We start from the raw sequence: 26,588 nt of genomic DNA, 5'->3' as shown, positions 1-26,588 counted from the left end.
GTTATCAGATTTCCGGATCGACAGCACCGCCCGAAAGGAATTCCCGTTCGCTTCGGTAGGTAACCGTTCTCTCCTTTTATTTTCGAATTATGGCTCCCAGTTCCCGCTCGAATGCTGACATGAGCCGGTTCATTGTTTTGTCGATTACGTTGTCATTCAGCGTTTGGGAGGTGTCTTGTAGGATAAAACTCACGGAATACGATTTCTTCCCTTTTTCCAGATTTTCTCCCTCGTAGACATCGAACACATTCAGATCCCGCAGCAGCTTACGCTCCGTCTGGTGAGCCAGACGGCTGATTTGCGCGTAGGTAACCGTTGTATCAAGCACCAGCGACAAATCGCGCCGAACCTCCGGAAACCGTGATACTTCCTCGAAAGCCACTTTCCCGTTGTATAACCGCACCAGATACTGCCAGTCAAAATCCGCGTAAAAAACCGGCGTGTTTTTCAAATCGACCAGTTTAGTCAGGCTGGCTTTCACCAGACCCAGCGAAACCAGCGGTTTTTTGTTGAACAGCAAGGTCAGGCCATACTGGAAGATAGCCGGATCAGCGGGCTGGCTATCCGTATTTTTTACACGAAACGCCGTCAGAATGCGTTGCACAACACCGGCCAGATCGTGGTAGTTAAGAGCACCCTGATTGGAACGCGCATTGCTGTTGAGCCAGCTTTCCGACTGCAAGCGCCCCGTCATCCAGATACCCAATCGGGGTTGCTCGAAAAATCGCTCGCCGTTGCGGCTGTAAATTTTTCCGAACTCAAAAATCTTCAGGTCTTTTTGCCGCCGGTTCAGATTGTACACCAGTGTTTCCAGCCCCGAAAATAGCAGGGTCTGCCGCATGACCGACAATTCTTCACTCAGCGGATTAAGCAACTGCACATCGGCATTCGGTAATGCGGCCCGGAGAGCTTCGTGGTAGCCCGGGCGGGTCAGCGAGTTGGTCAGCGTTTCGTAAAAACCGTTGGCCGCCAGCAACTGACTGGCGCGTTCCTGCAACTGATCCGGGTCGGTTTCGGGTGATTCGGACAGAAAATCCGACGCCAAATACGCCGACAACGGCACATTGTCGAGGCCATAAATCCGCAGAATTTCTTCGATCACGTCGGCTTCCCGTTCCACATCGACGCGATAGGGCGGCACGATGGCCGTGAAGCCTTCGTCCGTCACGTCTGAAACCCGAATATCCAGACTTTCCAGGATGCGCGCAATTTCCGCCCGGTCGATCGAGATGCCGATCAGCCGGTCGATGTTCCGGTAGCGCATCGCTACCGACCGATCCGAAACCGGATTTGGGTACAAATCGATGATGTTGGAACTGATCGTTCCTCCGGCGATTTCCTGAATCAGCAAGGCCGCCCGTTTCAGGGCAAAAACCGGAATATTGGGGTCGGTGCCCCGTTCAAACCGGAACGACGCATCGGTTTTCAGGCCGTGGTATTGCGAAGTCCGCCGAATCCAGGCCGGATCGAAGTAGGCCGATTCGAGGAAAATTCGCTTCGTTTGTGCTGTCACGCCCGATTGTTGCCCGCCGAAGACCCCAGCAATGCACATCGGCTCGCTGGCGTTGCATATCATCAAATCGTTGGCCGACAGCTTGCGTTCCACGCCATCGAGCGTTACAAATGTCGTCCCCTCCGGTACGGTTTTGACAATCACCTGACTGCCTGTAATCTGGTCGGCATCGAACGCGTGCAGCGGCTGTCCCAGTTCATGGCAAACGTAGTTGGTGATATCGACCACGTTGTTGATCGGATTGAGGCCAATAGCCCGCAGTTGTTGCTTGAGCCAGTCGGGCGATTCGGTCACCGTCAAACCGTCGATGGTCAGGCCCGTGTAGCGGGGTGCGCCTTCCGGAGTTTCAACCACCACGGAGATCGGTACATTCCGGTTGTCAATTTTGAACGCATCCACCGACGGCCACTGAACCGGGCGTTGCAGCACGGCTTTCAGGTCGCGGGCCACGCCCAGGTGCGAGGCCGCGTCGGCGCGGTTGGGCGTCAGACCGATTTCAATCTGGTAGTCGGCTTCCAGCCCGAAGTACTGCACGGCCGGGGTTCCGTTCGGCAGGTCGGTATTCAGAATCATGATTCCCGCATGGGAGGTGCCGAGGCCAATTTCGTCTTCCGCGCAAATCATCCCCTCGGACGCGGCACCCCGGATTTTGGCCTTTTTGATCGTAAACGGCTCCCCGCTGGTCGGGTACAAGGTAGCGCCCACGAGCGCCACCACCACTTTCTGCCCGGCCCGCACATTGGGCGCCCCGCAAACGATGTTCAACGGGGCCGCCTGCCCGGCATCGACGGTCGTCAGACTCAACTTATCGGCTTCCGGGTGTTTCTCGCAGGTCAGCACTTCCCCGATGACCACCCCTTCCAGGCCACCCGGAATGGATTCTTTCTTTTCAATACTTTCAACCTCTAAACCCGTTGCTGTCAGCAGTTTGCCAACCTCCTCCGGGGACTCGGGCAGGCTAATCAGTTGATTAAGCCATTTATACGAAATTTTCATACGCTAACTGGAAATGGAGGGCAAAGATAACTAGTCCTGAACTCTGATTACACGGATTTTTAGGATTTTCAGAAACCTGTTGCACAATCATAGTAAATCCTCAAATCTGTGTAATCACGGTTCAGAAAACTTCTCCCCCGCGCGGACGGCTACCGGGAGTGTGTTTTCGGCCGGCGGAATCGGGCAGGCGTATTCGTGGTTGTAGACACAGTAGGGGTTATAAGCTTCGTTGAAGTCGATCACGATGCGGTTTTCTTTTGCATCGTCGGTGCTCAGGTCGAGGTAGCGGCCCCCGCCGTACGTTTCTTTGCCACTCGTCTGGTCTTTGAACAGAATCGACAGCGTATTCTCATGTTTGAGCACCAGCAGGCGGCACACTTCATCCTGGAGCGTAAAAACCGCATGGGCGTATTTTTCGTATACTTCCTCGCTGCCGTCGGTCAGCCGGACCACCAATTTTTTCTTGTCGGCAAACGGCTCCAGCCGGGCCGTCAAGCGGTAGGCCGGATCGGGGTTGAAGTAGGTGAGTCCTTTGAATTTCGCCTTATCAGTAAACGGCGATTCAGTGCTGGTTCGGAAGTAGTCGTCTTTGTCCTTCCGTTTTTGTGCCACTTCCGCCCGGTACGATTCCGGATTTGTGACGGCCGGTGTGTCCGTATTTCCACCCTCAAAAAACGAATAATACAGGATCGCCAGCACGATCAGAAAAAGGCCCACCAGCAAAAAACGATTCCGAAACATAACAGGATGAGTTTAAATCGCGAAATTAAGGATTCCTTTACGGAAAGCAGTGACCTTCACGGGGATTTGCCTGAACGGATTTTTAAACAAACCGGAATCATTTTTCCAGCCGTGCCGGAAATGCAGGAGGGAAGGCACTCGTCTTGCCAATCTTTACCCTGCTTGGTTACTTTTGGAGAAATTTCCGGCAGCCTTTTGCTTATTCATCGCTTTCCAGCCTGCCTATGGCTCAATTGATACAACTCGATACCTTTTCGTCCGGCTTCGGCGCCCTGACGGTTTTTGAAAAGTTGATGCCGGGCCCGATTCGGCGGCTTTTTTATGTTTATGAACTGACTGATACTCAGCGCACAGAGCAGCGACACCCGGTAGCCTGGCACGCGCTAATTTGCCTGAATGGGAGCTGCCGGGTACGGAGCGAGGTCAATGGGCAGCCAGCAGTTATTTTGTTGGATACTCCCCAACAATGCCTGCTTGTGCCCCCGGACGATTGGTACGCACTCGATAAGTTGTCCCCCGGCGCGTTTCTGCTCGTGCTGTCGAACGAGTAGCATGATCAACGTACCCACGGACTAAAGTCCGTGAGTGCTTCAATGATGCAGTAGTTAGTATTAACATGAAGGTAATATTGGCTCACACGGACTAAAGTCCGTGGGTACGGCGGAATTCTTCCCGGCGACATCCTGTTAATCCTACAAATCCGCGTAATCCACGTTCAAGAAATGTTCACTGGCATCATTGAAACCACCGGCGAAGTGATCGACATCACCGCCGAAGGAACCAACCTGACATTCACCCTTAAAGCCCCGATTGCTCCCGAACTGAAAGTCGACCAGAGCCTGAGCCACAACGGTGTCTGCCTGACCGTCACCTCTGTCAACGGGGAGACGTATACTGTCACGGCGGTCGACGAAACGCTGAAGAAAACCAACCTGGGCCGGGTGAAAACCGGCGACCGGGTGAACCTCGAACGCTGCATGCCTGCCAACGGCCGGTTCGACGGCCACATCGTGCAGGGGCACGTCGACCAGACGGGCGTTGTCACCAGCATTGTTGACCAGAACGGAAGCTGGCTGTTCGATTTTCAATACAACCCGGTTTCGGATAACCCGGCAGAAAGCAACATTACAGTCGAAAAAGGCTCCATTTGCATCAACGGCGTCAGCCTGACGGTGTTTAACTCGGAGCCGGATTCGTTCCGGGTGACGATCATTCCGTACACCTACGAACACACGACGTTCCGTGACCTGAAGGTGGGCGATGTGGTCAATCTGGAGTTCGATGTGGTGGGGAAATACATAAAAAAAATGCTGGGCCTGTATCGATAAATGCCTGCCAAACCGTTAGTATTGTAGCGTAACGCAAGCGCGAATTCCTTGATTTCATGGCGAAAATCAGCACTCGTACGACGGCCGACCTGCTTACCCACATTGGTATTCTGCTGGGTTTGGTAGCCGTTCTGTTTCTGGGTTTTTTCTTTCTGTATCTACCTTTCACGACTCACCACGGGCAGACCATCACGGTGCCGGACCTGAGCCGCATGAACACCTCCGAACTGGAGGATTTCCTGAGCGACCACGACCTGCGATTTGAAGTACAGGACTCGACGTACGTAGCCGGAGCCGAGCCGCTGACGGTGGTGGCCCAGTATCCCAAACCCGGTTTTAAGGTCAAGGAAGGCCGGAAGATTTACATTACCATCACCACGCCGAATCCGCCGATGATTCCGATGCCCAAGCTGGTGGATCAGACGTACGTGAGCGCGCAGTATGCGCTGTCGAGCAACGGGTTGCAAATGGGCAAGCTGAAATACGTTCCCGATCTGGCCCAGGGAACCGTCTTGCAGCAATTGTATGACGGAAAGGAAATTGCACCCGGAACGCCCATTGCCAAAGGGTCCAAGATTGATATTGTGGTGGGCGATGGGCTGGGAAATACGATGTTCGCCGTTCCTGACGTTGTAGGTAAACCGCGCGACGAAGCCGAAATGCTGATTCGGGGCTCCAATTTGCAGGTTGGCACGATTCTTCCTGTGGATGATCCCGAGAAGGAAGTGGGTACGGTAGTTCGGCAAAACCCGGCGGCCAAACCCGGTGCTACCATCCGCGTGGGCGACGTGATCGACCTCTGGGTGGTAGGCCCCGTCGAAAATGATGATACGCAGTAACCAATGACACACCGTTTAGCAGATAACAGAAAGCGTGACTTCCAAAACCGTCGGCAAGGGCCTGACAAGTACCGGTTTGCACGGATCTGGTATTTGCTTTTTCTGATTGGTTTTGGAATGAATACGGTTTCGGCCCAAATCCGTATCGTCCCCATTGAACATTTTCCGGCCACCCAACCGGCAGAACGGCCATCGACAGCCGGTGCCCGAATTCAGGCGCTTAAACTCCCCTTTTTCGATGACTTTGCTACCGCTACCAACCGGCCTGACCCGGTTTTGTGGCAGCCGAGTAGTGTGTACATCAACAATACCCTGCCCATCAATCACCCGTCGCTGAACGTGGCAACCTTCGACGGGCTGAAAGCCGATGGAACACCCTATGATTTTACCGACCAGGATGCCACCGGCCCAACCGACACGCTGACCAGCAATCCCATCGACCTGTCGGGCATGACGGCAGCCGATGCTATTTTCCTGAGTTTTTACTGGCAACGCAAAGGCCTGGGCGAACTGCCCGACACCGGTGACTCGCTGCAACTCCAGTTTCTGAACAATGCCGGAGTCTGGGAGACGCAATGGACGGAGGATGGGGATACAGCCAGCAATAACTTCGTGCAGGAAATTGTTGCCGTCAATCAGGCCCGGTTTCTGCACGCGGGGTTTCAGTTCCGGTTTCAGGCCTTCGGGCGGACCTCCGGGGCGTTTGACACCTGGCATATCGACTACATTTACATGAACCGGGGCCGGTCGGCGACGAACCCGTACATCCGGGATGTGGCGACGAGGCAACCGGTTTCGCCGTACTTGAAACGTTATACCGCCATGCCGATGAAGCAATACTTGCTGAACCCGGCGGCCGAAACCGCCGATACGATCCGGACGGATATTGTCAATCTTTTCAACAACTTCAACTTTACCACCTTCCGAACTGTCATTCGCGATCAGGTGAGCGGGCAGGTTATTCAGCAATACCAGTCGCCCTCGGAAGGAATTGCTGCCCTGAGTTCGCAGCCCAAAGCCATGAAACCGCAACCGCTTCCGGCCAATTTTTCGGGTCAACGGGCTATTCTGCAAACCCAGTTTGCCGTCCAGACTACCGACACGATTCCGGGTGTTAACCTCCGCCGGAACGACACGATTGCCACACTGACGGTTTTGGACAATTATTACGCCTACGACGACGGAACTGCCGAAGCCGCCATCCAGAACACGCAGCGGTCGGGACGGGTGGCAGTGCGGTTTTTGCTGAATAAGCCCGACAAAGTTTCGGGCTTGCAGATTGCCTTTGCTCCCGTCAAAACCAATCTGACCGGCCAGACAGCGGTGTTTGCTCTCTACGCCGACGACCGCGGGAGGCCAGGCCGGACGCTGTACCAAAAGGCGATCCCGATCAGTTACGCCAATTCACGCAGCGGTTTTGTCGATATTCCGTTTGAGTACACCGTGGCCGTGACCGATACATTTTATGTGGGCTGGACGCAGGTGAGCGAAGACTACATCACAGCCATCGGTTTTGACAAAAACAGTCCGTTTGGTAACCAGGTCTTCGAAGGACGGGGAACGAGTTGGGACGTTAGCAACCCCGGCGGGGTGCCGATGATCCGGCCGGTATTGGGTGAGGGCAAGGATGCTCCAATTACCGGCGTAGACGAAGAACCGTCGGCGGAAGCCCAACTGCTCGTTTTCCCGAATCCAAATGCCGGGGTGTTGGTCTGGCAAAACCCGGCCGTTCGGCAACTGGAAGTTTTGGATGTGAACGGTCGCCCACTTCTGCGTGTTTCTCCCCAGGAAGGGCAAAAGCAATGGGATATTAGTCAACTGGCCAACGGTTTTTACCTCATTCGGGTGTCGGACGGGAAAAAGTCGGTGGTGCAGAAACTGATTCTCCGAAAGTAACCCTACTTTTGCCGGGCTGGTATCATTAAAATAGCAAAATCATGGACATTACCGTACAGGAACTCAAAGAACGACTGGACAAAGGGGAAAAAGTCAACCTCATCGACGTTCGGGAACCGCATGAATACGAAGAAGATAACCTCGGAGGAGAGCTGATTCCGTTGGGAGATTTGCCGCACCGCATCGATGAATTGGAAGACCGTCAGAATGACGAACTGATCATGCAATGCCGATCCGGAGCGCGCAGTGCCCGGGCTCAGCAATACCTCGAACAAAACGGCTTCACCAACGTTCGCAACCTGACCGGTGGCATTCTGGCGTATCGGGAACTGGAGCGAAAAGCGTAGTTTAGAGAATAATGAATAATGAATAATGAATGTTGAATAACGAATAACGAAGTGGCTCCGCTGGGTTCGACGTTCGTTATTCAATATTCGTTATTCATTGTCCCGCCTTCCTCCCGTTGTCACTCGCCTGTGGCGAGTGACAACGACGCCACTTCATTATTCGATATTCATTATTCGTTATTCAATATTCAGTATTCGATATTCATTGTCTCGCCTTCCCTCAGGCAGTAGATTTTTCTGTTTTCCGGTTTAGGTACACAGTACCTCACCCCTCCGAAACGCCTGCTGCATGAAAACGAATGATTCAAGTCCGTCGGCTGCTGATCGGTTGCTCTGGCAACAGTTGCAATTGGGAAGTGAACCGGCGCTCCGCAAGTTGATCGAGCGGTATTTCAACGCCTTACAGAACTATGGCTACAAGTTTGTGCGGGACGAAGAGTTCGTGAAAGACTGCGTGCAGGAGGTTTTTATCGAAGTCTGGAACCGCCGGAGCCGTGTCAGCGAACCGGACAGCGTGCGGGCCTACCTGCTGAGTTCGGTCCGAAACCGGGTTTTGCGCGAAGGCTACCGGCAGCGCATCAACCGGGAAGACGAACCTGCGGATCTGGAAAATGATCTGAACTTCGCCGAATTCTCACCCGAATGGACGATTATCGAGCAGGAAAGTCTCTCGGAAACCACCCGGCGCATCGCCGACTCCCTGAATCAGTTGCCCCGTCGCCAGCGGGAAGTGATTTACCTTCGGTATTACCAGAACCTTGAACGCGACGAAATTGCGGTCATCATGGGGGTCAATCCGCAGTCGGTTTCTAATTTGCTACAAGCGGCTTTCAAATCATTTCGTGAAAATTGGGTTGGTTTTTTCCTGCTCATGAACGTATTGGGCGATCTTTCATTTTAAAATCCCTTTGAAACGGGTATTTACCGGTTGTTTCGGCCATCTTTCCACAGCATTCATTTCCAAACCAATGAACTATCCCGATTACCGAAGCTACAGTGTGGACGATCTGACGCGCGACGAGCGGTTCCGGCGCTGGGTGATCGACCGGAACCCGCAGAGCGAAACCTTCTGGTCGGAATGGCTGGCAGACAATCCGGATTGTACCGACAAAGTTCAACTGGCGCGGGCGTTTTTGCAGGCTCTAGAAGAAAAGAATACGGCTTTGCCGCCCGATGAACTCGACCGGATTTTTACCGGTATTCTGGCATCGGGTCAGCCCCGCGTCGTACCGCTCTGGCGCCGGTCGGCGTTCCGGGTGGCGGCTTCACTGGTCTTGTTGCTGGGGTTGGGGTACGGGGTCTTCCGGTTGGCGAGTTCGTTGGGAACAGGCTTGGATGTTGCCCAGGATGGCGCTGGCTGGCAGGAGGTTAGCCCGGCACTGTTGCAGGATTATACGGAAGTTGTCAACCAGGAAGCCCGGCCCAAAACCGTTCGGTTACAGGATAGCAGTTCCGTGGTGCTGTATTCGAATGCGCGGTTACGGTATCCCAACCGATTCGATCCAGCCCGGCGCGAAGTTTACCTGAGTGGGCGGGCGTTTTTTTCCATCACGAAAAATCCGAAAAAACCATTCTGGGTTTATACGGACGACATTTCGACGCAGGTGTTGGGTACCAGTTTTTACGTGACCGCCGGAGCCGGAGATGCGAAGGTGGAAGTCCGCACGGGGCGCGTATCGGTTTACCGGCGGCAGGATATGCAGAAAACGACGCCCGGAACCCTGAAAAACAAATCGGATGGGGTGGTGCTGACGCCCAATCAGCAGGTTGTTTTTTCCAAAACCGAACAGCGATTGCTCAAGTCGGTGGTCGATCAGCCGGTAGCGCTGAAAACCGTCGCGAAAAACGAGTATCTCTTTGATGAAACGCCGATGGCGGAGGTATTTGACCGGTTGGAGAAAACCTACGGACTCACCGTCATTTACGATGCCACCACGCTCAGCAACTGTTACCTGACGGCGAATCTGGCCGGCGAATCGCTGTTTGAAAAGCTGAATCTGATCTGCAAAATTACGCGTTCTTCGTACGAAATGGTCGATGGCCAGATCGTGATTTACAGCAACGGGTGTGAAAATAAGTAGGTGTTTTTGACTGATTTAACGGGTATTGGTAAAATTTTTCTAAAAAAAATTCCAGAAAACCAGTATCGGAGCGATATTACTGCTATCCATGAGCAAACCCTCTTTCTCATGGACCATTTCTATCAAAAGCACGTCGGTTTTAAGGCACTCATGAAACTTTCGGTTATTCAGTTGCTGATGACCCTGTTGTTTATGGGGGCCACCTACGCCCATACCGCGCATGGGCAGGAAGTGCTGGAGCAGCGGATTGCGCTCAAGGCCGAAACCACCAGCCTGAAGGCGGCTTTGGCAATACTTGAGCGGACGACCAAAGTCCTGTTCGTCTATAATCCGCGCGAAATTCAGGCCAGCCGGAAAGTGACATTGGAAAACCGCTATCTGACGCTTCGGGAAGCCCTGCACGAGTTACTGACTCCCTTGAATATCCGGTATGAAGTGTCCGGACGCCAGATTGCGCTGTTCCGTACCGAGGAGTCGGGCCGATTGTCGCTCCCGATTCCCATCCATTCAACCGAGATGCCCGCCGAGCTAACGGTTTCGGGAACTGTCACGGACGAAAAAGGCGAAGGTTTGCCGGGCGTCAGCGTGCTGATCAAAGGCACGCAACGGGGAACCACGACCAATCCCGAAGGAAAATATCGGCTCGCGGTTCCCGGTGAGCAAACCGTGCTGGTGTTCAGCTTTGTTGGGTTTCAAACACAGGAGCTGACCGTCGGAAACCGGACAACCCTGGATCTTACCTTGAAAACCGACAATAAGAATCTGGATGAGGTGGTGGTGGTCGGGTACGGAACCGTCAAGAAATCCGACCTGACCGGCTCCGTCGCCAAGGTGGGCGAAAGCAACATCAAAGCCACGCCCATTGCCTCGCTCGATCGCGCCATGCAGGGCCGGGCTGCGGGCGTGCAGGTGGTGTCCAATTCGGCCCGGCCGGGGGGCGGTTCCACCATCCGGATTCGCGGTTCGGGTTCGGTCAATGCCGGGAATGACCCACTGTACGTCATCGACGGTTTTCCGACCGGCAACCTTAATTCGATCAATACCGATGACATTGAATCGATCGAAATTCTGAAAGATGCATCGGCAACGGCTATCTACGGGTCACGTGGTTCAAACGGCGTCGTGATGGTGACAACCAAGCGTGGCAAGGCCGGAAAAGCCGTGATCAGCTACGATGGGTACTACGGAACGCAGACGGTTCGCCGGACTATGCCGTTGCTGAATGCCCGGCAGTTTGCCGAACTCGTCAACGAAGCGCAGACAAACGCGGGAGCCAAACCGTACTTCGACGGCAGCACCGCCGACCGCCCGTTGCCCAACACCCTGGGTGAAGGCACCAACTGGCAGGATGCCGTGTTGCAGAAAGCACCCATTCAAAGCCACCAGTTGTCGGTTTTAGGCGGCAGCGAAAAATCCCGGTACGCGATTTCATTTGGGTATTTCGGGCAGGAGGGCATTGTTCGGAATTCGGATTTTAACCGGTACACCTTGCGGGCTAATCTGGACAACGACGTGACCTCGCGGCTGAAAGTCGGGTTGACCATGCAGGGAGCTTACACCACCGGTAACAATGCCCGTACCGAGGTCGATGGCAACGCCGGGGGCGGGATTATCAGCGCAGCCCTGAGTTATTCGCCAACCTTCCCGATTTACAACGCCGACGGAAGTTATTATAAAAACCAGGGAACGCTGAACGGCCTGGCCGTTGATAACCCCCGCGCGCTGACCGACGAATTCAGGAATAAAAACTCCGTGATCCGGCTGCTGGCCAATGCCTACGCCGATTACAAAATCATCGAAGGCTTAACCTTTCGAACCAGTTTTGGCACGGATTTGCTGGCCACCAAAACCAATAGTTACATCACGCGGCTGGCCATTGCCGGAGCCAGCCTGGGGGGTAGTGCCTCTGTAGCCAATACGCAGAACATCAACTGGCTGAACGAAAATACGTTGAATTTCACCCGCCAGTTGACGCCCAAGCACAACCTCAGCGCCCTGCTGGGTTACACCATTCAGGGCCAGACCATCGAAACCGCCACTGCTCGGGCCAACACCTTTTCCGATGATTTTGCCGAATACAACAACCTCGGCGCAGGCTCTACGCTCGTGCCACCGAGTTCCGATGCCGACGACTGGCGGCTGATCTCGTACATCGCCCGCGTCAACTACGGTTTTGACGACCGGTTTTTGCTGACATTCACGGCCCGCCGGGATGGCTCATCGCGTTTCGGTCTGAACAACAAATTCGGTTTTTTCCCGTCCGGAGCGCTGGCCTGGAAAATTGCCAACGAACAATGGCTGAGAAATACCAGGGTACTTTCGGATGCCAAATTGCGATTGAGCTACGGGTTATCGGGCAACCAGGAAATCGGCAACTACCGGTTTCTGGCAAATATCAATGCGGCACCTTACGTACTCGGGGGCGTTCTGCAAACGGGTTCGGCGACGGGGGGTATTGCCAACCCGGACTTGCGCTGGGAAAAAAACGCGCAGTTCGACGCGGGCCTGGATGTGGGTTTGTTCAACAACCGGGTCCAGATTTCGGCGGATTATTACATCAAAACCACATCCGATCTGCTGTTCAACGTAGGTGTTCCAACGTCTTCGGGTTTTTCGACGACGCTCAAAAACATCGGCAGCGTCCGGAATAACGGTCTGGAGTTTTCGTTCACTACGATCAACATCGATCACGACGGTTTTCGCTGGACGTCGGAGTTCAACATCACCTTCAACCGCAATAAAGTGCTGCGGCTCGACGGTCGGCAGGAGTTTCGGACCGGCAGCGACGCCACGATTCACAACACGGCGCAGAATCCGATTTTGCTGCGGGTCGGCAGCCCATTGGGCAATTTTTTCGGTCTGATCACCGATGGTATTTTCCAGAATCAGGGCGAAGTTGATGCTTCCGCGCAAAAAACCGCTAAACCGGGTGATCTGCGCTACGTGGACCGAAACGACGACGGGGTCATCAACGACAACGACCGCGACATCATCGGCAACGCCAACCCGGATTTTTTTGGAGGCTTCAACAACACGTTTTCATTCAAAGGCTTCGATCTCAATGTGTTTGTGCAGGGGAGCTACGGCAACGAAATCCTGAACTACGGCACCTTCGATTTGCTGAACATGACGGGTGGCAACAACCTGTCGGCCCGGGCGCTGAACCGCTGGACGCCCACTAACCCAGCCAACGAGATTCCGCGCGCCAACGCGGCCGGTGGCTCGCGCCTGTTGTCGAGCCTGCACGTCGAAGACGGATCGTACCTGCGCTTCAAAAACATTTCGCTGGGCTATAACCTGCCGAAGCGGTGGCTGAACCCGATGTCGGTGAGTTCGCTGAAGGTGTACGTCGCGCTCCAGAACTACCTGACAATCAGCAACTACAGTGGCCTGGACCCGGAAGTAAACCGGTACGGTAGTTCGTCGCTTAGCCAGGGGCTTGATTATGGCGCGTATCCGGCGGCTAAAACCGTTCTGCTGGGGATCAATCTGAAACTCTAACCCATTCGTAACGCCATGAAAATAAACTATATCGTACCAATCCTGGCAATCCTGGCAACGGCCTGCGAAAGCCAGCTCGACTTGTCGCCGGTCACTAACCTGACCAACGTAACCTATTACAAAACCGCCGAGGATGCCAAAGCCGCGCTCGGTGCCTGTTACGCGGTCATCAGCAACCCGGACCCAAACCTGGACCTGACCACCACCGACGATGCCATACCGTTTCTGACGGGTGCCGCCGATCGGCCGCTGCTCTGGCGGTATAACATCACCCCCGCGAATTCACTCGTTACGTTTTATGCCGGTGCCTATACCGGCATCAACCGCTCGAATACCGTCATCGACCGGCTCCCCGGCATTCCGATGGACGAGATGTTGAAAAAACGGTATGTTGCGGAAGCCAAATTTCTTCGGGCGTTGCACTATTTCACGCTGGTCCAGCTATACGGCGGTGTGCCGTTGGTGACGAAGGAGACAACTTCGCTGGAAGGCCTGGAAGTTCCCCGGGCGTCCGTCGAGGAGGTATACGCGCTGATTGAGGAGGATCTGAAGGAAGCCGAAAGCGTTTTACCCAAAACGTACCCCGCCAATGAATCGGGCCGGGCGACGCAGGGGGCGGCCAAGGGCATTCTGGCGAAAGTATACCTGACCCGCGCTGGTGCAACGAAAGATTCACCCTTCTGGCCGCAGGCTGCGGCCAAGGCCAAAGAAGTGATCGACCTCGGCGTGTATGATCTTTACGCCAATTTTGCCGATGCCTTTGCGCTCTCGGCGCGTGGGGGCAAGGAGAATATTTTTGAGGTGCAATACCTGACCGACGTTCGTGGACATGGGTTAGGTCGCGGTTTTGGCGTTCGGTCGGCTCCGATTTACCCGGGAGGTGGAGCCGGGATTGCCCGCCCGACGGCCACTTTGTACAATTTGTATTCGGCCAAAGACCAGCGCAAAGCCGTCACGTTCATCACCTCATATACATTCAACAACGTAACCACGCAGTTATCCATCACTGATCCGGACTTTACGAAGGCGATTTCATTTCAGAAATTCTGGGATAAAACCGCAAAGACCAACGGGGGAGAAGGCACCAGCCGACCGGTTTTGCGCTATGCCGATGTGCTGCTGATCTACGCCGAAGCGCTGAATGAAGCCAACAACGGCCCGACGCCCGACGCCTACGCGGCCCTCAACCGCGTGCGGACGCGGGCTGGTCTGGACCCGCTGGCGGGCTTGAACTACCAGAGTTTTAAAGAAGCCGTCTGGCTCGAACGTCGGCTGGAGCTGGTTTTCGAGAACAGCCGCCGGTACGATCTGGTGCGCACCGGACGACTGGTGGATGCGGTCAAAGCCGAAAATAGTTTCAACCGCAATGCTACCATCCAGCCCTTCCATGTTTTGCTGCCGATTCCGCAGAACGATATGGATGTGAATCCGAAACTAGTGCAAAATCCGGGCTATTGATTTATAAACCCTGACAGACCCATGCAAAACCGCCGGGACTTTCTGAAATTGTCTTCCCTGACTCTCGCGGCTACGTCCGTGTCGACCCGCTTGCCGTTCGTGTCGGCTGCGAAAAAACCGGTTATCCTGCTCCGGTCGTCGTGGAACGATCACAACATCGGCGACCAGGGCCATACTCCGGGAACACTCCGTCTTTTGGAACGCTACGTTCCTGAAGCCGAAATTCTGCTCTGGCACCAGGCTCCCCGGCCTGAAACGGAAAAAATCATCGTCCGGAATTTTCCCCGCGTTCGCCTTGTCCGGGGTGACTTTTACAACGGAGACAAGCCTTTTGAGGGGGAGCTGAAGGATGCTTTTGACAAGGCTAGTCTGTTCATCTGGAACTCCGGCATGGTGCATAACTACGGCCTGTTCGGGTACGACTGGCCCAACACGATGGCAAGTTTGACGCCTTATTATTATTGCCTCGACCGGGGTATTCCGTTCGGGTTGTACGGCCAGTCGTTCGATAAGTTTGCCCATCTGGCCATGCCGGTTTTCCGGGATGTACTGAGCCGGGCGGCTTTTATTTATACCCGCGACGACGAATCCCGGAAGTTTTTGAAAGAGAATAATTTCAAATCTCCGGTGCTGGAGTTTGGGCCGGATGGCTGCTTCGGCATCGACGTGCGCGACGAGGAACGGGGTGTCGCTTACCTAAAAAAATCGGGCCTGGAAGACCGGAAGTTTTTGGTCGTCGTGATCCGGACCAACACCAAACACATCTACGATAAAGGCGGAGGGAGCGCCCTGAATCCGGCCCAGCCGACGTCCGAGCAGCAGGAGCAGGACCGGCAGCGGCTGGGAAAAGTTCGCGAACTCATCACAACTTGGGTGCGCCAAACCGGTCTGAAGGTGTTACTGGCTCCGGAAGTCAGTAAAGAGGTGGTCCAGGCCAAAACCGGCGTCTACGACCAGCTTCCGGCTGATATTCAGAGCAAGGTTGTCTGGCGCGATTCGTTCTGGAATGCCGATGAAGCCCTGTCGGTTTACGCCCGAGCCCATTCGATGTTCGGTATCGAGCCGCATTCGCTGATTATGGGACTGGCGCTGGGGGTGCCGGTGGTCCACGCCCGTCCGCTGGTACACGGCCGCAAAGGCTGGATGTTCCGCGACATTGGTCTGCCCGAGTGGCTGTTCGACATCGATGCGGCTCCGGCATCGGCAATGACGGAGCAGGTTCTGAAAATCCACCAGAATTACCCGTCGGCAAAAGAGAAGGTCCGCAAGGCGATGGCGTTTGTAGCCGAACGGCAGCAGGCGGGTATGCAGGTCATTCGTAAAAACATCAAATTAACCAGCTAATGTCTACCTTGAACTACAAGCCGAATCGACGCAGTTTTTTACGGCAAACGGCCTATCTGACTGCGTTTTTTGCCGCCATAGGCCGTTCCGGTTTGGCAGCCGCTCCGAAGAAAATCCTGCTGCGTTCGTCCTGGCAAACCGTCAACATAGGTGACATCGGCCACACGCCCGGGGTGCTGACATTGCTCGAAAACTACCTGCCCGATGCGGAGGTACGCCTGTGGCCGTCGAGTGTGGGCAATGGTGTCGATGAACTGTTGAAGCGCCGGTTTCCGAAGCTCCTGATCGTCCAAACACCGGAGGAAGTCGCGGCCGCGCTGAAGGAATGCGATTTTCTACTGCATGGCTCCGGGCCATCGCTGGTGGCGCGCAACGACGTGGCCCGCTGGCGGAAGGAAACCGGAAAACCGTACGGCGTGTACGGCATCACGTTTCCGGGGGTATACAGCGACGATCCCAAGGCCGTGGTTAAGGCCAATCCGCTGGATGTCGACCTGCTGAGCAACGCCCGGTTTGCGCTCTTCCGCGATTCGGTGTCGCTGGGGCTTGCCAAAGAAATTGGCGTGACCTGTCCGGTAATGGAATTTTGTCCCGATGGTGCTTTTGCGGTGGATTTTCGGAACGATTCGGCGGCTGAAACCTTCCTGAAAGAACACGGTTTGCAGGAAGGCCAGTTTTTGTGCGTGATTCCCCGGCAGCGGTTTACGCCCTGGTGGGAGATTCCGAGTAAAAAAACGCCGTTTGACGAACGAAAAAACGCCCGGAATCAGGCCATGCGCGAACACGACAACGGTCCGATTCGCGATGCTATCATCGCCGTGGTGCGGCAGACGGGTCTGAAAGTTCTCATTGTGCCGGAAGACGAAACGCAGGTTAAATTGGGGAAAGAACTATTGTATGATCCGCTGCCGGATGATGTGAAGGCAAACGTAGTCTGGCGGGACCGCTATTGGCTGACCGACGAAGCCGTCAGTACCTACGTGCGGTCGGTGGGTTTGTTCGGGCTGGAAATGCACTCGCCCATCCTGTGTATCGGTCACGGTATTCCGGCGATTGTTTGCCGGTTTGCCGAACAGACCAGCAAAGGCTTTATGTGGCGCGATATTGGCCTGGACGACTGGCTGTTTGATGTCGACAACGAAAAAGACCGGGCCGGTATCGTTCCGGCGGTGCTGGCGATGGCCAAAGACCCTAAAGCCGCCCGGGCCAAAGCTGCCAAAGCCCGCCAATTCGTGGAACGGCGGCAACGGGAAACGATGGGTATTTTGAAGAAAAACCTACCAGCCTGATTCCTTTTTGAACCTCAAAACATCTTTCATGCAAAACCGTCGGGAGTTTCTGAAGCACATGCCGTCGCTGGCGGGACTGGTCGCCAGCCTACCGGCATTGGCTCAAACGGTGTTGCCAGCCCGGAAATCGATCATTCTCCGGTCGTCGTGGCAGACGGAAAATATCGGCGATATCGCTCATACGCCCGGGGTGTTAACCTTGCTGGAAAAATACCTGCCCGAAGTTGAAGTCCGCCTGTGGCCGTCCAACGTGGGCAACGGCGTGGAGGAGATGCTGCGCAGGCGGTTTCCGAACCTGATTATTCTGAAAACCCCGCAGGAAAAAGCAAAGGCCATCGCAGACTGTGTGTTTATGCTGCACGGTTCGGGGCCGTCGCTGGTGGGGCGAAAAGAAATCGAGCAGTGGAACCAGACGGGCAAACCGTACGGCATTTACGGCATCACCTGGCCCGGCGTCTACGGTTTTCCGGACGATCGCTGGGCCTTCAATCCGGCTGATGTGGAATTAATCAGTAAAGCGCGTTTCGCCTATTTCCGGGATTCGGTTTCGCTGGAGTTTGCCCGGTCGAAAGGGGTTAATTGTCCCATCATGGAGTTTACGCCCGACGGCGCTTTTGCCGTAGATGTTTGCGACGACTCATCCGCCGACACTTTTCTGAAGCAGCACGGTCTGGAAACCGGCCAGTTTCTCTGTGTTATTCCCCAATACCGGTTTTCGCCCTGGTGGGAGTTGCCGCAGAAAAAGCAGTCCGTCAATCCCCGGAAGCACGCCCGGAATGAGCAGATGAAAGAGCAGGACAACCGGCCCATCCGCGACGCCATCATCGCTGTCGTGCGACAGACACCTCTGAAAATCCTGCTTGTGCCCGAAAACGAAACCCAGGTGCGGATTGGAAAGGAAATGCTCTACGATCCGCTGCCGGACGACGTGAAGGCGAAGGTGGTGTGGCGGGATCACTACTGGCTGACCGACGAAGCCGTCAGCACGTACCGGCGGTCGGCGGGTTTGTTTGGTATCGAGATGCATTCGCCCATCATGTGCATTGCGCACGGCATTCCGGCCATCGTCTGCCGGTTTGAAGAACAAACGAGCAAAGGGGCCATGTGGAAAGACATTGGCCTGGAAGAATGGCTATTCGATCTGGACGTTCCTGGCGACGTTTCGCGGATTGTGCCGGTGGTGCTGGCGATGGCCAAAGATCCCAAAGCCGCCCGCGAAAAAGCCGCCAAAGCGAAGCAGGTTGTCGAGCAGCGGATGCGGGAAACGATAGCCGTGGTGAAACGGAACGTTTGATAAACGGGCCTGAATTTTGTATTTTTGATTTGGGATCTAAAATGCGTTTTATGGAAACGATTGAAATAGAACTTACCAATCAGAAGACTTTAAAGCAATTCTGGCAGATAATTATAAGGATTTTAAGAAACTACCCACGTTGAAGTACATTAATCCAAGAAAGATTAGCGTCTGATAATAAACCAGCAAAGTTTTTGAACTGCCGGGTGTGTTGATTTCGTTTATTTTGTGACTTGTTAAAACAAATTTCACGATGGCCTTACAATATCTGTCAGATGCAAGCGGCAAACCAACGGCCGTTGTAATACCCATCAAAGAGTGGGAATCGCTCAAAGCCAAACACCAGGATCTTCAGCTTCTGGAAAAAACCGTCTCACCCCGTAAACAAAAGCCGTCGGATTTTGCCGGAACATTACCGCATGATGTCGCAGAAGCCATGCAGAAGCATGTAGAAGAATCCAGAAACGAATGGGAACGGTTTTAGTGTATGTATTTGCTGGACTCTAACATCATTATCGATTACCTGGCTGGGAAGTTGCCAGTTTCTTCGATGCTGAGAATGCACGAGGTTGTCAATAATGGGTTTTTTATCTCGATAATTTCCCGGATTGAAGTACTCGGGTTTAACACAGGGAATAATGAGGTGGACGCTCAGAATGAGGCATTCATTGAACTTGCCGAAACATTTAATTTGTCATCAGTTGTTGCTTGGCAAACCATACAAATCCGCAAAAGCCACAAAATAAAACTGCCCGATGCCATCATTGCGGCTACGGCTATTGTGCATGGTTTCACGTTACTAACCCGAAATACGAGCGATTTTAGGAAAATTGAAGGGTTAATGGCTGCCAATCCTTACGAGTGGTGATGAGTTGTTACCAGCCTTAAAATCCCCTCCAAATCCTCCGCGCCGAACCACTGATAATCGCCCTGATGACGAAACCAGGTGAGCTGGCGTTTGGCATAGCGCCGGGAGTTGCGTTTGAGCAGCCGGACCATTTCGTCGTAATCGTAGTTGCCGTTCAGAAAACCGTAAACCTCTTTGTAGCCAACCGTTTGCAGGGCTGTCAAATCCCGGTAGGGCAGGAGCGAGCGGGCTTCGTCGACCAGCCCCTGCGCCAGCATCTGGTCCATTCGGCGATTGATGCGGTCGTAGAGTTCGTCGCGCGGGCGGTCGAGGGCGACGAAAACCGTCCGGAACGGGCGCGACGCCGGACCCTCCGTCGCCTGTTTCCGGAACGACGAAAACGGTTTTCCGGAACTCAGCATCACTTCCAGCGCCCGGATGACCCGCTGCGTGTTTTGCAGATCGGCGGTTTCGGCATACACCGGGTCGAGTTCGCGGACTTGCTGCTGCAAGGGGCCGAGCCCCTCCGCTTCGAGTCGGGTCATCAGCTCCGTTCGTAAAACCGGGTCGGCCTGTGGCACATCGTCTAGTCCGAAGCAAACAGCATTGATGTACAACCCGGTTCCACCCGATAGAATCACTACGTCCTTTTCCTGAAACAACACATCAAGCACCGAAAGGGCTTCCCGTTCGTATTGCCCGGCGCTGACCGGTTCGAGAATGCTGTGCGAATTCACGAAATAATGCCGGACGCCCTGCATCTCGTCGGGCGTCGGTTTGGCCGTGCCGATGGTCAGTTCGCGGTACAACTGCCGGGAGTCGGCCGATACCACCTCGGTTTGCAGTGCCTTCGCCAGCCGGACGCAGAGACTGGTTTTTCCAACGGCGGTCGGCCCGGCTACCACCAGCAGCAATTTATTCGTCATAAGGAGAAACTAAATGCAATTTTGGGCGTCTTAACAATAACCGAACCCTGTTTGGTGAGACTGCAAAAGTCTGTACCTTTCGTCAACTATCCAACTCGTCTATGGAGTCATCGAATACATTATTAGTGCTGGTTACGCTGCTGCTGGGCGGGTTTGGCGGAGTGGCAATAACGAACTGGTGGCGAAAAAAGAAAGACAATCCGACCACAGTGATCCGGAAAGAGTCGACGGTTTTGCTGGACCGCATCGAGAAGGTGTTCAAGGTTGTGATGGCCGAAGGGTATTTTACCGAAATTTTGAGTTATCAGGACGAGAAGAAGTACCTGTATTTCATAAACGACCCCAAAAAAGCGTTAATCATTGCGAAGGCCAAGGTGCTGGTCGGGTTCGATTTTGCGAAGGTGCGGTTTCGGCAACCCGGGTTCGGAGAGAAAAAGCTGGTCATCGAGTCGTTCCCGGAGCCGCAAGTGTTGTCGATCGATACGGATTACAAATTTTACGACATCGATCCGGGGTATCTGAATCATTTCCGAAGCGAGGATTACACCCGACTGCTGGACGAATCGAAGCAAACCATGCTCGACCGGGCGCTGGAGAGCGATCTGCCCCGGATCGCCAACAACCAGATTCAGTTCATGATGTTCCAACTGGCCGATTCGATGGGCTGGCAACTCGAACTTCCCGAAGCCGAACAACGCAAACTAAATGAACTGACCCGGCAGTACGATACCCTGAAAGCTGAACCCAAAGCCCTGCCGGGCGATGCCTTAGACGAGGAGAACTAACGGATGAAGACATGGTTTACTGCCCCAATCAAGGCAATTTTTGCCATTTTTCTGATAATGGGCGGTTTCTCGGCCCTAGCTCAACAAGCCGACGAAGGCGTTGCGGCCTGTCGGCACACCCGCCTGAATTACTTCGGCACGCTGGGCAAAGCCAACCGGTCGGCCCGAATTCAGTACCCCGGCGATGCGTCGATTGACGTAACTTATTACAAACTCGACCTGAACATCACGTATACGCCTAACTACCTGCGCGGAGCGGCCACAGTCGGGCTGAAAAGCGTGAGCGACAACCTGAGCCGATTTTACCTGGACCTGAGTGCCAGCCTGAAAGTGGATTCAGTGAAAACCGGCATGCAGAAGCTGAGCTTTTCGCAGCAGGACAATCAACTCCGGATTACGCTCGCACAACCGCTCGGCAATGGGCAGAGTTTGGCCGTCACGGTGTATTACCAGGGAAAACCGGATGCCAGCGGACTGGGGAGTTTTGTGTTCGGCACGCACGGTTCGCAGCGGCAACCGGTGATCTGGAGCCTCAGCGAACCCTACGGCGCCCGCGACTGGTTCCCGTGCAAAGATACCCCGGCCGACAAAGCTGATTCGTCGGATGTCTGGATTACAGCTCCGAAACTGTTTGTGTCGGTTTCGAACGGCGTTTTGGAGCGAACCCTCGACAACGCCGACAGCACGCGCACCTACCGCTGGCGAAACCGCTACCCGATTGCCAACTACCTGATCTCGGTGGCGATGAGCAATTATGCGCTGCATGAACAGGTTTTTAGGGCTCCTACCGGCGAATCGATGCCCGTCACCCATTACGTATATCCCGAAGCCCTGACCGACAATTTCCGGCGAACGCTCGACCAGACGACGGCCATGCTGGATGTCTTTTCGGACTACTTCGGGCCTTATCCGTTTTTGAAGGAAAAATACGGCCACGCGCAGTTTGGCTGGGGTGGGGGCATGGAACATCAGACGATTAGCTCGATGGGGGCGTTCAATACAGACATCATGGCGCACGAACTCGCACACCAGTGGTTTGGCGACAAAATTACCTGCCGGACCTGGGAGCACATCTGGCTGAACGAGGGCTTTGCGACGTACGCCGAAGTGCTGTACCGGGAAGCCCTCAATGGCGCTACCAGTTACAACAGTTACATAAATACGTACATGCTTCTGGCCCGCCGGGCACAGGGTAGTCTGTATGTAAAGGATATATCGGATGCCGATCAGATTTTCAATTCAAACCGGACGTATTACAAAGGCGCTGTGGTGTTGCACATGCTGCGGGGCGTGGTGGGTGATCTGAAGTTCAAGGAAATCGTCCGGGCTTACGCCAATTCGCCCCTGGCTTACGGCACAGCGACCACCGAGGATTTTGTTGCCATTGCGTCGCGGGTGTACGGGCAGTCGCTCGACTATTTTTTCAATCAATGGATTTACGGCGAAAACTACCCGACCTACCGCGTCCGGTGGAGCAGCGGGGCCATCGCAGGCCAGACCAACCAATACCGGGTGCAACTCCGGCTCGAACAAAGCACCAGCACAGCCAATCCAACGTTTTTCACGATGCCGGTACCCGTTAGAATCCGAACCGCTGCGGGCGATACGCTGCTGACGGTTTTCAACAACCGAGCCGACCAGACGGTGGAGTTTACCGTGAAAGGCCAACCGACGGAGGTGCAAATCGACCCCGACAACTGGATTCTGAAGCAGGTCGAAGTGGCCGAAATCATCACGGCGGTGAACGAGCCAGTTTTGGCAACCCAACTGACGGTGGCTCCCAATCCGGCCCGCGAGCAACTGACGGCGGAGATCGAGGTGGCTCAACCCTTTACCGGGCGGCTGGCGCTCACCAATTTGGCGGGGCAGGAAGTAGTTACGGGCGCCGAACGGCTTTACACTACCGGACGGCATACGGTTTCCTGGCAAGTCGGGCAACTGGCCGCCGGGCGGTATCAACTCACGATCACCACCGGCGACCGGCGACTGACGAAGACCGTCCTGATTGTTAACTAGGTGTAGAATTTAAAAGTAAGTTGTTACACTGGGTTAATCAGAGAACATCAGAGGTTATCAGAGTCTTCCCTGATAAACCCTGATGCCCTCTGATTAACCCAGTGTAACAACCTTCCCAAAAATGAAACAACTCTTTTTGTGTGCTTTTTTACTAGCCGCTCAGGCCGGTTTTTCACAAACGCCACCGCCGTCGCTCGGCATCGTTGGGCATAACCACTTGGCGTTGCACGTTAAAGACATTCAGGCTAGCGCCAAGTTTTACCGCGAGATTTTAGGGTTAAAACCGATTGAAGTCCCCGACAACCTGAAAGCCATCCGGTCATGGTTCGACATTGGCAACGGGCAGCAGATTCACCTGCTGGCGGGCCGCACGGAAACCATCACGCACGATAAAGACGGCAGCCACTTTGCCCTGTTCGTCGACGATATTGCCAAATCCGAGCAGTTCCTGACGCAGCATAATGTCAAGTTCCACAAGCAGGTCCGTTTTGATGGTGTCGTGCAAATCTACTTCCCCGACCCGGACGGGTATTTGTTTGAGTTGAACCAGAAGAAAAAATAAGGACTTTTTCACCGGCACCGGCCCAACCCCCTGAAGGGGGCTTCTAGAATCCGGTAACAAGAGCCCCCTTCAGGGGGTTGGGCCGGGCGGCCGGTGCCGGTGGAGATGCTGAGAACTTATTACTTCTTCTGCTCCGACAGGAACGTGATCAGTGACGCGAATTCTTCGTACGACAGGGCGTCGGCCAGGCCAGACGGCATCATCGAGGTTTCCATTTCTTTCCGGCTCAGCACGTCGCTGGCTTTCAGCGTTGTAACGGTGCCGGTAATATCGCGCAGCACCAGTTTGGTCGCCGATTCTTCCGTGACAAAACCGGTGTAGCTTTTGTTGCCTTTGGCCGTAATCAGGACCGTGGAAAAGCCCTGCGAAATCGACGCGTTCGGTTTCAGGATGGATTCGGCAATCTGCTCGCGGTTCATGATCGAGCCAATCTGGCCCATGAACGGCCCTTTCATCGGTTCGTTGCGCGACAGGCTGTGGCAGGCAATGCAACCCTGCTGGGCAAAAAGGGCTTTCCCTTTCACCGCATCCCCTTTGATTTTAGCCATCGCCAACATCACATCTTCAATCGACGATTTGCCAATCTGCCCTTTCTGGTTCCGGATTTTCTCCAGATCTACTTTCACTTCCTCCTTGGCCGCCACGACTTCATCGCTTCCAAATTCGGCGATTTCCAACCGCAGACGGCTGTTTAGGTCGGCAAAGAAGGGTTGTCCTGCTTCACCCCCCTGCGCAAATTCCGTTTTCAGGAACTTCTCGATGGCGGGCGACGACTCCCAGGTAATGCCTTTGTAGTACGGGCCGTGGGTATCGGGCCGGGTGCTCCACCACCACGAACCGTCGTAGGGCGCTTCTCTCTTATACAACCGGGCCACTGTCGTCAGAATCTCCTTTTTCAGCTTCTCGTCTTTGGTCTGTTGGTAAGCCGACAGCAAACCGTCGACGGCTTTCGGGTCGTGCATGTACCGCAACGCCCAGAGCGCCAGCGTCGACTGTTCGGTGCCAATGGCCTTTACACAGGCATCGACCGCGTTCAGACTGACCAACGCCCGAACCGCCAGGTGGGCCGGAACAATCGCGGCATTCGGCGTCGCGTGGGGGCCTTCCGTGTTTTTGGCGGGCGACACAAACGAAGCCGGAACTGTAGTCTGCAACAGGGCCGGAGCCGCTTCTGGCCGACCCAGACGCCCTAAACCGATGGTGGCGGCTACCCGAACGCGTTCAGAACCGTCTTTCAATCCTTGCAAGAACGGTTCAATGGGGGCTTTGGGTAGGAACGGTTTTCGGTCGCTGATGGCCCGCAGGGCGTATTCCCGCATGTCGTTTTCGGCCGTCAGCTTCACCAGATTCGCGATACCTTCTTCCCCGGCGGCTTGCGCGTAGGTGTACATCCCGGCAATCCGGGCTTCCTTCGACAGGTTTTTATCGGCTGCAATATCCCAGGCGGTTTTGGTCGCCTGTTTGACTGGACGCGTGAGCAATTCCTGCTGAGCCGCCAGTCGCGTCACGGCGCTGGCCGACTGAAGCCCTTTCCCCAACTCTTTGATCGACGCTTTTTTCAGGCTTTCAAACGGTTGGAAGCTCCAGTTGGCCGGGGTTGCCCGCACGACGAAGCCTTTGCTGGGGCTACCCGTATATCCGGCACCGTCCCAGGCGGCCAGGTACATGCGGCCCGAGGCATCCACGTCCACGTCGGTAATCTGGGCCAGTTTGATAAATTCCTCTTCTTTCTGCTTGTAGCTGGCTCCGTCGGCTGTCACGCGGTGGATGTACAACTGGTTGCGACCCCAGTCGGCCATCATCGGCACGCGGTTATACTTCGCGGGCCAGGTCGGCTCGTCCAGGTAGAAAGAACCCGTTCCGGAGCCGCCACCCACGTCGACCAGGGCAGGGATAATTTCTTCCGTAAAGTGCTTAAAAAGAACCGGATAGCCGTATTCGCCTGACTGAATGTGGTGACTAAACCGAATGTTCCAGCCCCCGCCGTCGTTGGTATTATCCCGCGTGAAGGTGTTCATGAACGGGTCGATGGCCACATCGTAAATGTTCCGGGTACCGTGGGTGTAAATTTCCATTTCGGTACCGTCGGGCCGGACCCGCACGATTCCTCCGCCGAGCATGGTGAGTTTTTTACCGCTGCGGTCGACGGCATCGTGAAACCCGAAGTCGCCCACGGCAATGTAAATCCAGCCGTCGATACCCATCCGGATGCCGTTGGTCGAGTGGTCGGTGCCCCGGCTCTGTAGAAATTTGGGTGAGCTAATGTTCTGGATCAGCGGTTTGGAAGGACCGTCGGCCACGCCGTCCTGGTTGGCGTCGTCGAACACCACCAGGTCCATGCCGGTAGCTTTGCCGGTTTCTTTCGAGAACGTCGTGTGCAGCACAAACACCTGATCCCGAACCGGCAGAATCCCGCGCGGGTTGTCGACCATCGCAAATTTGGTGTGCTGGTCGGCTTTGCCGTCGTTATCCTTATCGATCAATTTGAGGATGTAGCCTTTGCCGGGTGATTTGCCCAGCGAGCCCATCATGTCGACGCCGACGAACACTTCGCCCGTGGGAGCCACCGCCAGACAGGCCGGACTAGGCGTCAGGTCCGGACCCGCGAAGTTGGTAAACCGAATGTCGTCGGGGCCTTCCGGCACCAGCCGGGCCTTGGGAACGGGGGCCGTCCGAACCGGTTCTGTTTCAACGGTTTTAGTGGGTCGAAACAGGCTAACCAGGATCAGAAAAGCGTAAATGAAACTCAGGGAAATCTTTAACATAGCGGGTTGGTTGAAAGGGTTTTCCGTGCGAAGCGGCACAATCCTCCGCGAATTTCGGTT

21 protein-coding genes are annotated in these 26,588 nt (G+C 54.8%); 17 read left to right on the top strand and 4 right to left on the bottom strand.

Annotation, left to right across the window (positions count from 1 at the left end; genetic code table 11):
* Nucleotides 1–76 precede the first annotated feature (76 nt).
* Entirely contained in the window at nucleotides 77–2,509 is a 2,433-nt protein-coding gene (pheT, locus tag ACO2Q8_RS21050; RefSeq protein ID WP_423346830.1) for a phenylalanine--tRNA ligase subunit beta, read from the bottom strand.
* 114 nt (nucleotides 2,510–2,623) lie between these two features.
* Nucleotides 2,624–3,250, bottom strand: coding sequence for a DUF1684 domain-containing protein (locus ACO2Q8_RS21045; RefSeq protein WP_423346829.1), 627 nt, complete (start codon nucleotides 3,248–3,250; stop codon nucleotides 2,624–2,626).
* Nucleotides 3,251–3,474: 224 nt separating this feature from the next.
* Here ACO2Q8_RS21045 and ACO2Q8_RS21040 point away from each other — a divergent pair, with 224 nt between their 5' ends.
* The 14 genes from ACO2Q8_RS21040 to ACO2Q8_RS20975 all read left to right on the top strand — a co-directional run bounded on the left by ACO2Q8_RS21040 (nucleotide 3,475) and on the right by ACO2Q8_RS20975 (nucleotide 19,495).
* Entirely contained in the window at nucleotides 3,475–3,801 is a 327-nt protein-coding gene (locus tag ACO2Q8_RS21040; protein WP_423346828.1) for a sugar 3,4-ketoisomerase, read from the top strand.
* 171 nt (nucleotides 3,802–3,972) lie between these two features.
* On the top strand, nucleotides 3,973–4,578 hold the full coding sequence (locus ACO2Q8_RS21035; protein WP_423346827.1) for a riboflavin synthase: 606 nt from the start codon (nucleotides 3,973–3,975) through the stop codon (nucleotides 4,576–4,578).
* Between the two features lie 56 nt (nucleotides 4,579–4,634).
* On the top strand, nucleotides 4,635–5,417 hold the full coding sequence (locus tag ACO2Q8_RS21030; protein WP_423346826.1) for a PASTA domain-containing protein: 783 nt from the start codon (nucleotides 4,635–4,637) through the stop codon (nucleotides 5,415–5,417).
* A gap of 3 nt (nucleotides 5,418–5,420) precedes the next feature.
* On the top strand, nucleotides 5,421–7,313 hold the full coding sequence (locus ACO2Q8_RS21025; protein ID WP_423346825.1) for a T9SS type A sorting domain-containing protein: 1,893 nt from the start codon (nucleotides 5,421–5,423) through the stop codon (nucleotides 7,311–7,313).
* 41 nt (nucleotides 7,314–7,354) lie between these two features.
* On the top strand, nucleotides 7,355–7,660 hold the full coding sequence (locus ACO2Q8_RS21020; RefSeq protein ID WP_423346824.1) for a rhodanese-like domain-containing protein: 306 nt from the start codon (nucleotides 7,355–7,357) through the stop codon (nucleotides 7,658–7,660).
* A 289-nt stretch (nucleotides 7,661–7,949) separates the two neighbouring features.
* The gene (locus tag ACO2Q8_RS21015; RefSeq protein ID WP_423346823.1) at nucleotides 7,950–8,561 is read left to right on the top strand and encodes an RNA polymerase sigma factor; all 612 of its coding nucleotides are present in this window, start codon (nucleotides 7,950–7,952) and stop codon (nucleotides 8,559–8,561) included.
* A gap of 67 nt (nucleotides 8,562–8,628) precedes the next feature.
* Nucleotides 8,629–9,741, top strand: a complete 1,113-nt coding sequence (locus tag ACO2Q8_RS21010) for a FecR domain-containing protein (RefSeq protein WP_423346822.1) — start codon at nucleotides 8,629–8,631, stop codon at nucleotides 9,739–9,741.
* A gap of 108 nt (nucleotides 9,742–9,849) precedes the next feature.
* Nucleotides 9,850–13,242 (top strand): TonB-dependent receptor, encoded by a 3,393-nt coding sequence (locus ACO2Q8_RS21005; RefSeq protein WP_423346821.1) that lies wholly within the window; start codon nucleotides 9,850–9,852, stop codon nucleotides 13,240–13,242.
* Nucleotides 13,243–13,257: 15 nt separating this feature from the next.
* The gene (locus tag ACO2Q8_RS21000; RefSeq protein WP_423346820.1) at nucleotides 13,258–14,700 is read left to right on the top strand and encodes a RagB/SusD family nutrient uptake outer membrane protein; all 1,443 of its coding nucleotides are present in this window, start codon (nucleotides 13,258–13,260) and stop codon (nucleotides 14,698–14,700) included.
* Between the two features lie 21 nt (nucleotides 14,701–14,721).
* A complete protein-coding gene (locus ACO2Q8_RS20995; RefSeq protein WP_423346819.1) occupies nucleotides 14,722–16,044 on the top strand; it encodes a polysaccharide pyruvyl transferase family protein in 1,323 nt (440 codons plus the stop codon).
* On the top strand, nucleotides 16,044–17,333 hold the full coding sequence (locus ACO2Q8_RS20990) for a polysaccharide pyruvyl transferase family protein (RefSeq protein WP_423346818.1): 1,290 nt from the start codon (nucleotides 16,044–16,046) through the stop codon (nucleotides 17,331–17,333). Before ACO2Q8_RS20995 ends, ACO2Q8_RS20990 begins: the two co-directional genes overlap by 1 nt.
* 28 nt (nucleotides 17,334–17,361) lie before the next feature.
* Nucleotides 17,362–18,627, top strand: coding sequence for a polysaccharide pyruvyl transferase family protein (locus ACO2Q8_RS20985; protein WP_423346817.1), 1,266 nt, complete (start codon nucleotides 17,362–17,364; stop codon nucleotides 18,625–18,627).
* A 253-nt stretch (nucleotides 18,628–18,880) separates the two neighbouring features.
* Nucleotides 18,881–19,111, top strand: coding sequence for a hypothetical protein (locus ACO2Q8_RS20980; protein WP_423346816.1), 231 nt, complete (start codon nucleotides 18,881–18,883; stop codon nucleotides 19,109–19,111).
* 3 nt (nucleotides 19,112–19,114) lie between these two features.
* A complete protein-coding gene (locus ACO2Q8_RS20975) occupies nucleotides 19,115–19,495 on the top strand; it encodes a type II toxin-antitoxin system VapC family toxin (protein WP_423346815.1) in 381 nt (126 codons plus the stop codon).
* Here ACO2Q8_RS20975 and miaA read toward each other — a convergent pair.
* Entirely contained in the window at nucleotides 19,483–20,400 is a 918-nt protein-coding gene (gene miaA / locus ACO2Q8_RS20970) for a tRNA (adenosine(37)-N6)-dimethylallyltransferase MiaA (protein ID WP_423346814.1), read from the bottom strand. The two genes, ACO2Q8_RS20975 and miaA, sit on opposite strands and share 13 nt — an antisense overlap.
* A 101-nt stretch (nucleotides 20,401–20,501) precedes the next feature.
* Here miaA and ACO2Q8_RS20965 point away from each other — a divergent pair, with 101 nt between their 5' ends.
* The 3 genes from ACO2Q8_RS20965 to ACO2Q8_RS20955 all read left to right on the top strand — a co-directional run bounded on the left by ACO2Q8_RS20965 (nucleotide 20,502) and on the right by ACO2Q8_RS20955 (nucleotide 23,763).
* Complete coding sequence (locus tag ACO2Q8_RS20965; protein WP_423346813.1) at nucleotides 20,502–21,185, top strand: DUF4230 domain-containing protein; 684 nt, start codon at nucleotides 20,502–20,504, stop codon at nucleotides 21,183–21,185.
* A 3-nt stretch (nucleotides 21,186–21,188) separates the two neighbouring features.
* The gene (locus ACO2Q8_RS20960) at nucleotides 21,189–23,201 is read left to right on the top strand and encodes a M1 family aminopeptidase (protein ID WP_423346812.1); all 2,013 of its coding nucleotides are present in this window, start codon (nucleotides 21,189–21,191) and stop codon (nucleotides 23,199–23,201) included.
* A gap of 121 nt (nucleotides 23,202–23,322) precedes the next feature.
* Nucleotides 23,323–23,763, top strand: a complete 441-nt coding sequence (locus ACO2Q8_RS20955) for a VOC family protein (protein ID WP_423346811.1) — start codon at nucleotides 23,323–23,325, stop codon at nucleotides 23,761–23,763.
* 119 nt (nucleotides 23,764–23,882) lie between these two features.
* Here ACO2Q8_RS20955 and ACO2Q8_RS20950 read toward each other — a convergent pair whose 3' ends face one another.
* Nucleotides 23,883–26,528, bottom strand: a complete 2,646-nt coding sequence (locus tag ACO2Q8_RS20950; RefSeq protein WP_423346810.1) for a DUF7133 domain-containing protein — start codon at nucleotides 26,526–26,528, stop codon at nucleotides 23,883–23,885.
* Nucleotides 26,529–26,588 lie beyond the last annotated feature (60 nt).

The sequence above is a fragment of the Larkinella sp. VNQ87 genome (assembly GCF_049445795.1).
Taxonomy (GTDB): Bacteria; Bacteroidota; Bacteroidia; order Cytophagales; family Spirosomataceae; genus Larkinella.
This window is presented reverse-complemented; position numbering and strand designations above follow the sequence as displayed.

Bases quoted from the DNA above. Each gene is read 5' to 3' on its own strand.
- pheT (WP_423346830.1), bottom strand. From the start codon at position 2,509: ATGAAAATTTCGTATAAATGGCTTAATCAACTGATTAGCCTGCCCGAG.
- ACO2Q8_RS21045 (WP_423346829.1), bottom strand. From the start codon at position 3,250: ATGTTTCGGAATCGTTTTTTGCTGGTGGGCCTTTTTCTGATCGTGCTG.
- ACO2Q8_RS21040 (WP_423346828.1), top strand. From the start codon at position 3,475: ATGGCTCAATTGATACAACTCGATACCTTTTCGTCCGGCTTCGGCGCC.
- ACO2Q8_RS21035 (WP_423346827.1), top strand. From the start codon at position 3,973: ATGTTCACTGGCATCATTGAAACCACCGGCGAAGTGATCGACATCACC.
- ACO2Q8_RS21030 (WP_423346826.1), top strand. From the start codon at position 4,635: ATGGCGAAAATCAGCACTCGTACGACGGCCGACCTGCTTACCCACATT.
- ACO2Q8_RS21025 (WP_423346825.1), top strand. From the start codon at position 5,421: ATGACACACCGTTTAGCAGATAACAGAAAGCGTGACTTCCAAAACCGT.
- ACO2Q8_RS21020 (WP_423346824.1), top strand. From the start codon at position 7,355: ATGGACATTACCGTACAGGAACTCAAAGAACGACTGGACAAAGGGGAA.
- ACO2Q8_RS21015 (WP_423346823.1), top strand. From the start codon at position 7,950: ATGAAAACGAATGATTCAAGTCCGTCGGCTGCTGATCGGTTGCTCTGG.
- ACO2Q8_RS21010 (WP_423346822.1), top strand. From the start codon at position 8,629: ATGAACTATCCCGATTACCGAAGCTACAGTGTGGACGATCTGACGCGC.
- ACO2Q8_RS21005 (WP_423346821.1), top strand. From the start codon at position 9,850: ATGGACCATTTCTATCAAAAGCACGTCGGTTTTAAGGCACTCATGAAA.
- ACO2Q8_RS21000 (WP_423346820.1), top strand. From the start codon at position 13,258: ATGAAAATAAACTATATCGTACCAATCCTGGCAATCCTGGCAACGGCC.
- ACO2Q8_RS20995 (WP_423346819.1), top strand. From the start codon at position 14,722: ATGCAAAACCGCCGGGACTTTCTGAAATTGTCTTCCCTGACTCTCGCG.
- ACO2Q8_RS20990 (WP_423346818.1), top strand. From the start codon at position 16,044: ATGTCTACCTTGAACTACAAGCCGAATCGACGCAGTTTTTTACGGCAA.
- ACO2Q8_RS20985 (WP_423346817.1), top strand. From the start codon at position 17,362: ATGCAAAACCGTCGGGAGTTTCTGAAGCACATGCCGTCGCTGGCGGGA.
- ACO2Q8_RS20980 (WP_423346816.1), top strand. From the start codon at position 18,881: ATGGCCTTACAATATCTGTCAGATGCAAGCGGCAAACCAACGGCCGTT.
- ACO2Q8_RS20975 (WP_423346815.1), top strand. From the start codon at position 19,115: ATGTATTTGCTGGACTCTAACATCATTATCGATTACCTGGCTGGGAAG.
- miaA (WP_423346814.1), bottom strand. From the start codon at position 20,400: ATGACGAATAAATTGCTGCTGGTGGTAGCCGGGCCGACCGCCGTTGGA.
- ACO2Q8_RS20965 (WP_423346813.1), top strand. From the start codon at position 20,502: ATGGAGTCATCGAATACATTATTAGTGCTGGTTACGCTGCTGCTGGGC.
- ACO2Q8_RS20960 (WP_423346812.1), top strand. From the start codon at position 21,189: ATGAAGACATGGTTTACTGCCCCAATCAAGGCAATTTTTGCCATTTTT.
- ACO2Q8_RS20955 (WP_423346811.1), top strand. From the start codon at position 23,323: ATGAAACAACTCTTTTTGTGTGCTTTTTTACTAGCCGCTCAGGCCGGT.
- ACO2Q8_RS20950 (WP_423346810.1), bottom strand. From the start codon at position 26,528: ATGTTAAAGATTTCCCTGAGTTTCATTTACGCTTTTCTGATCCTGGTT.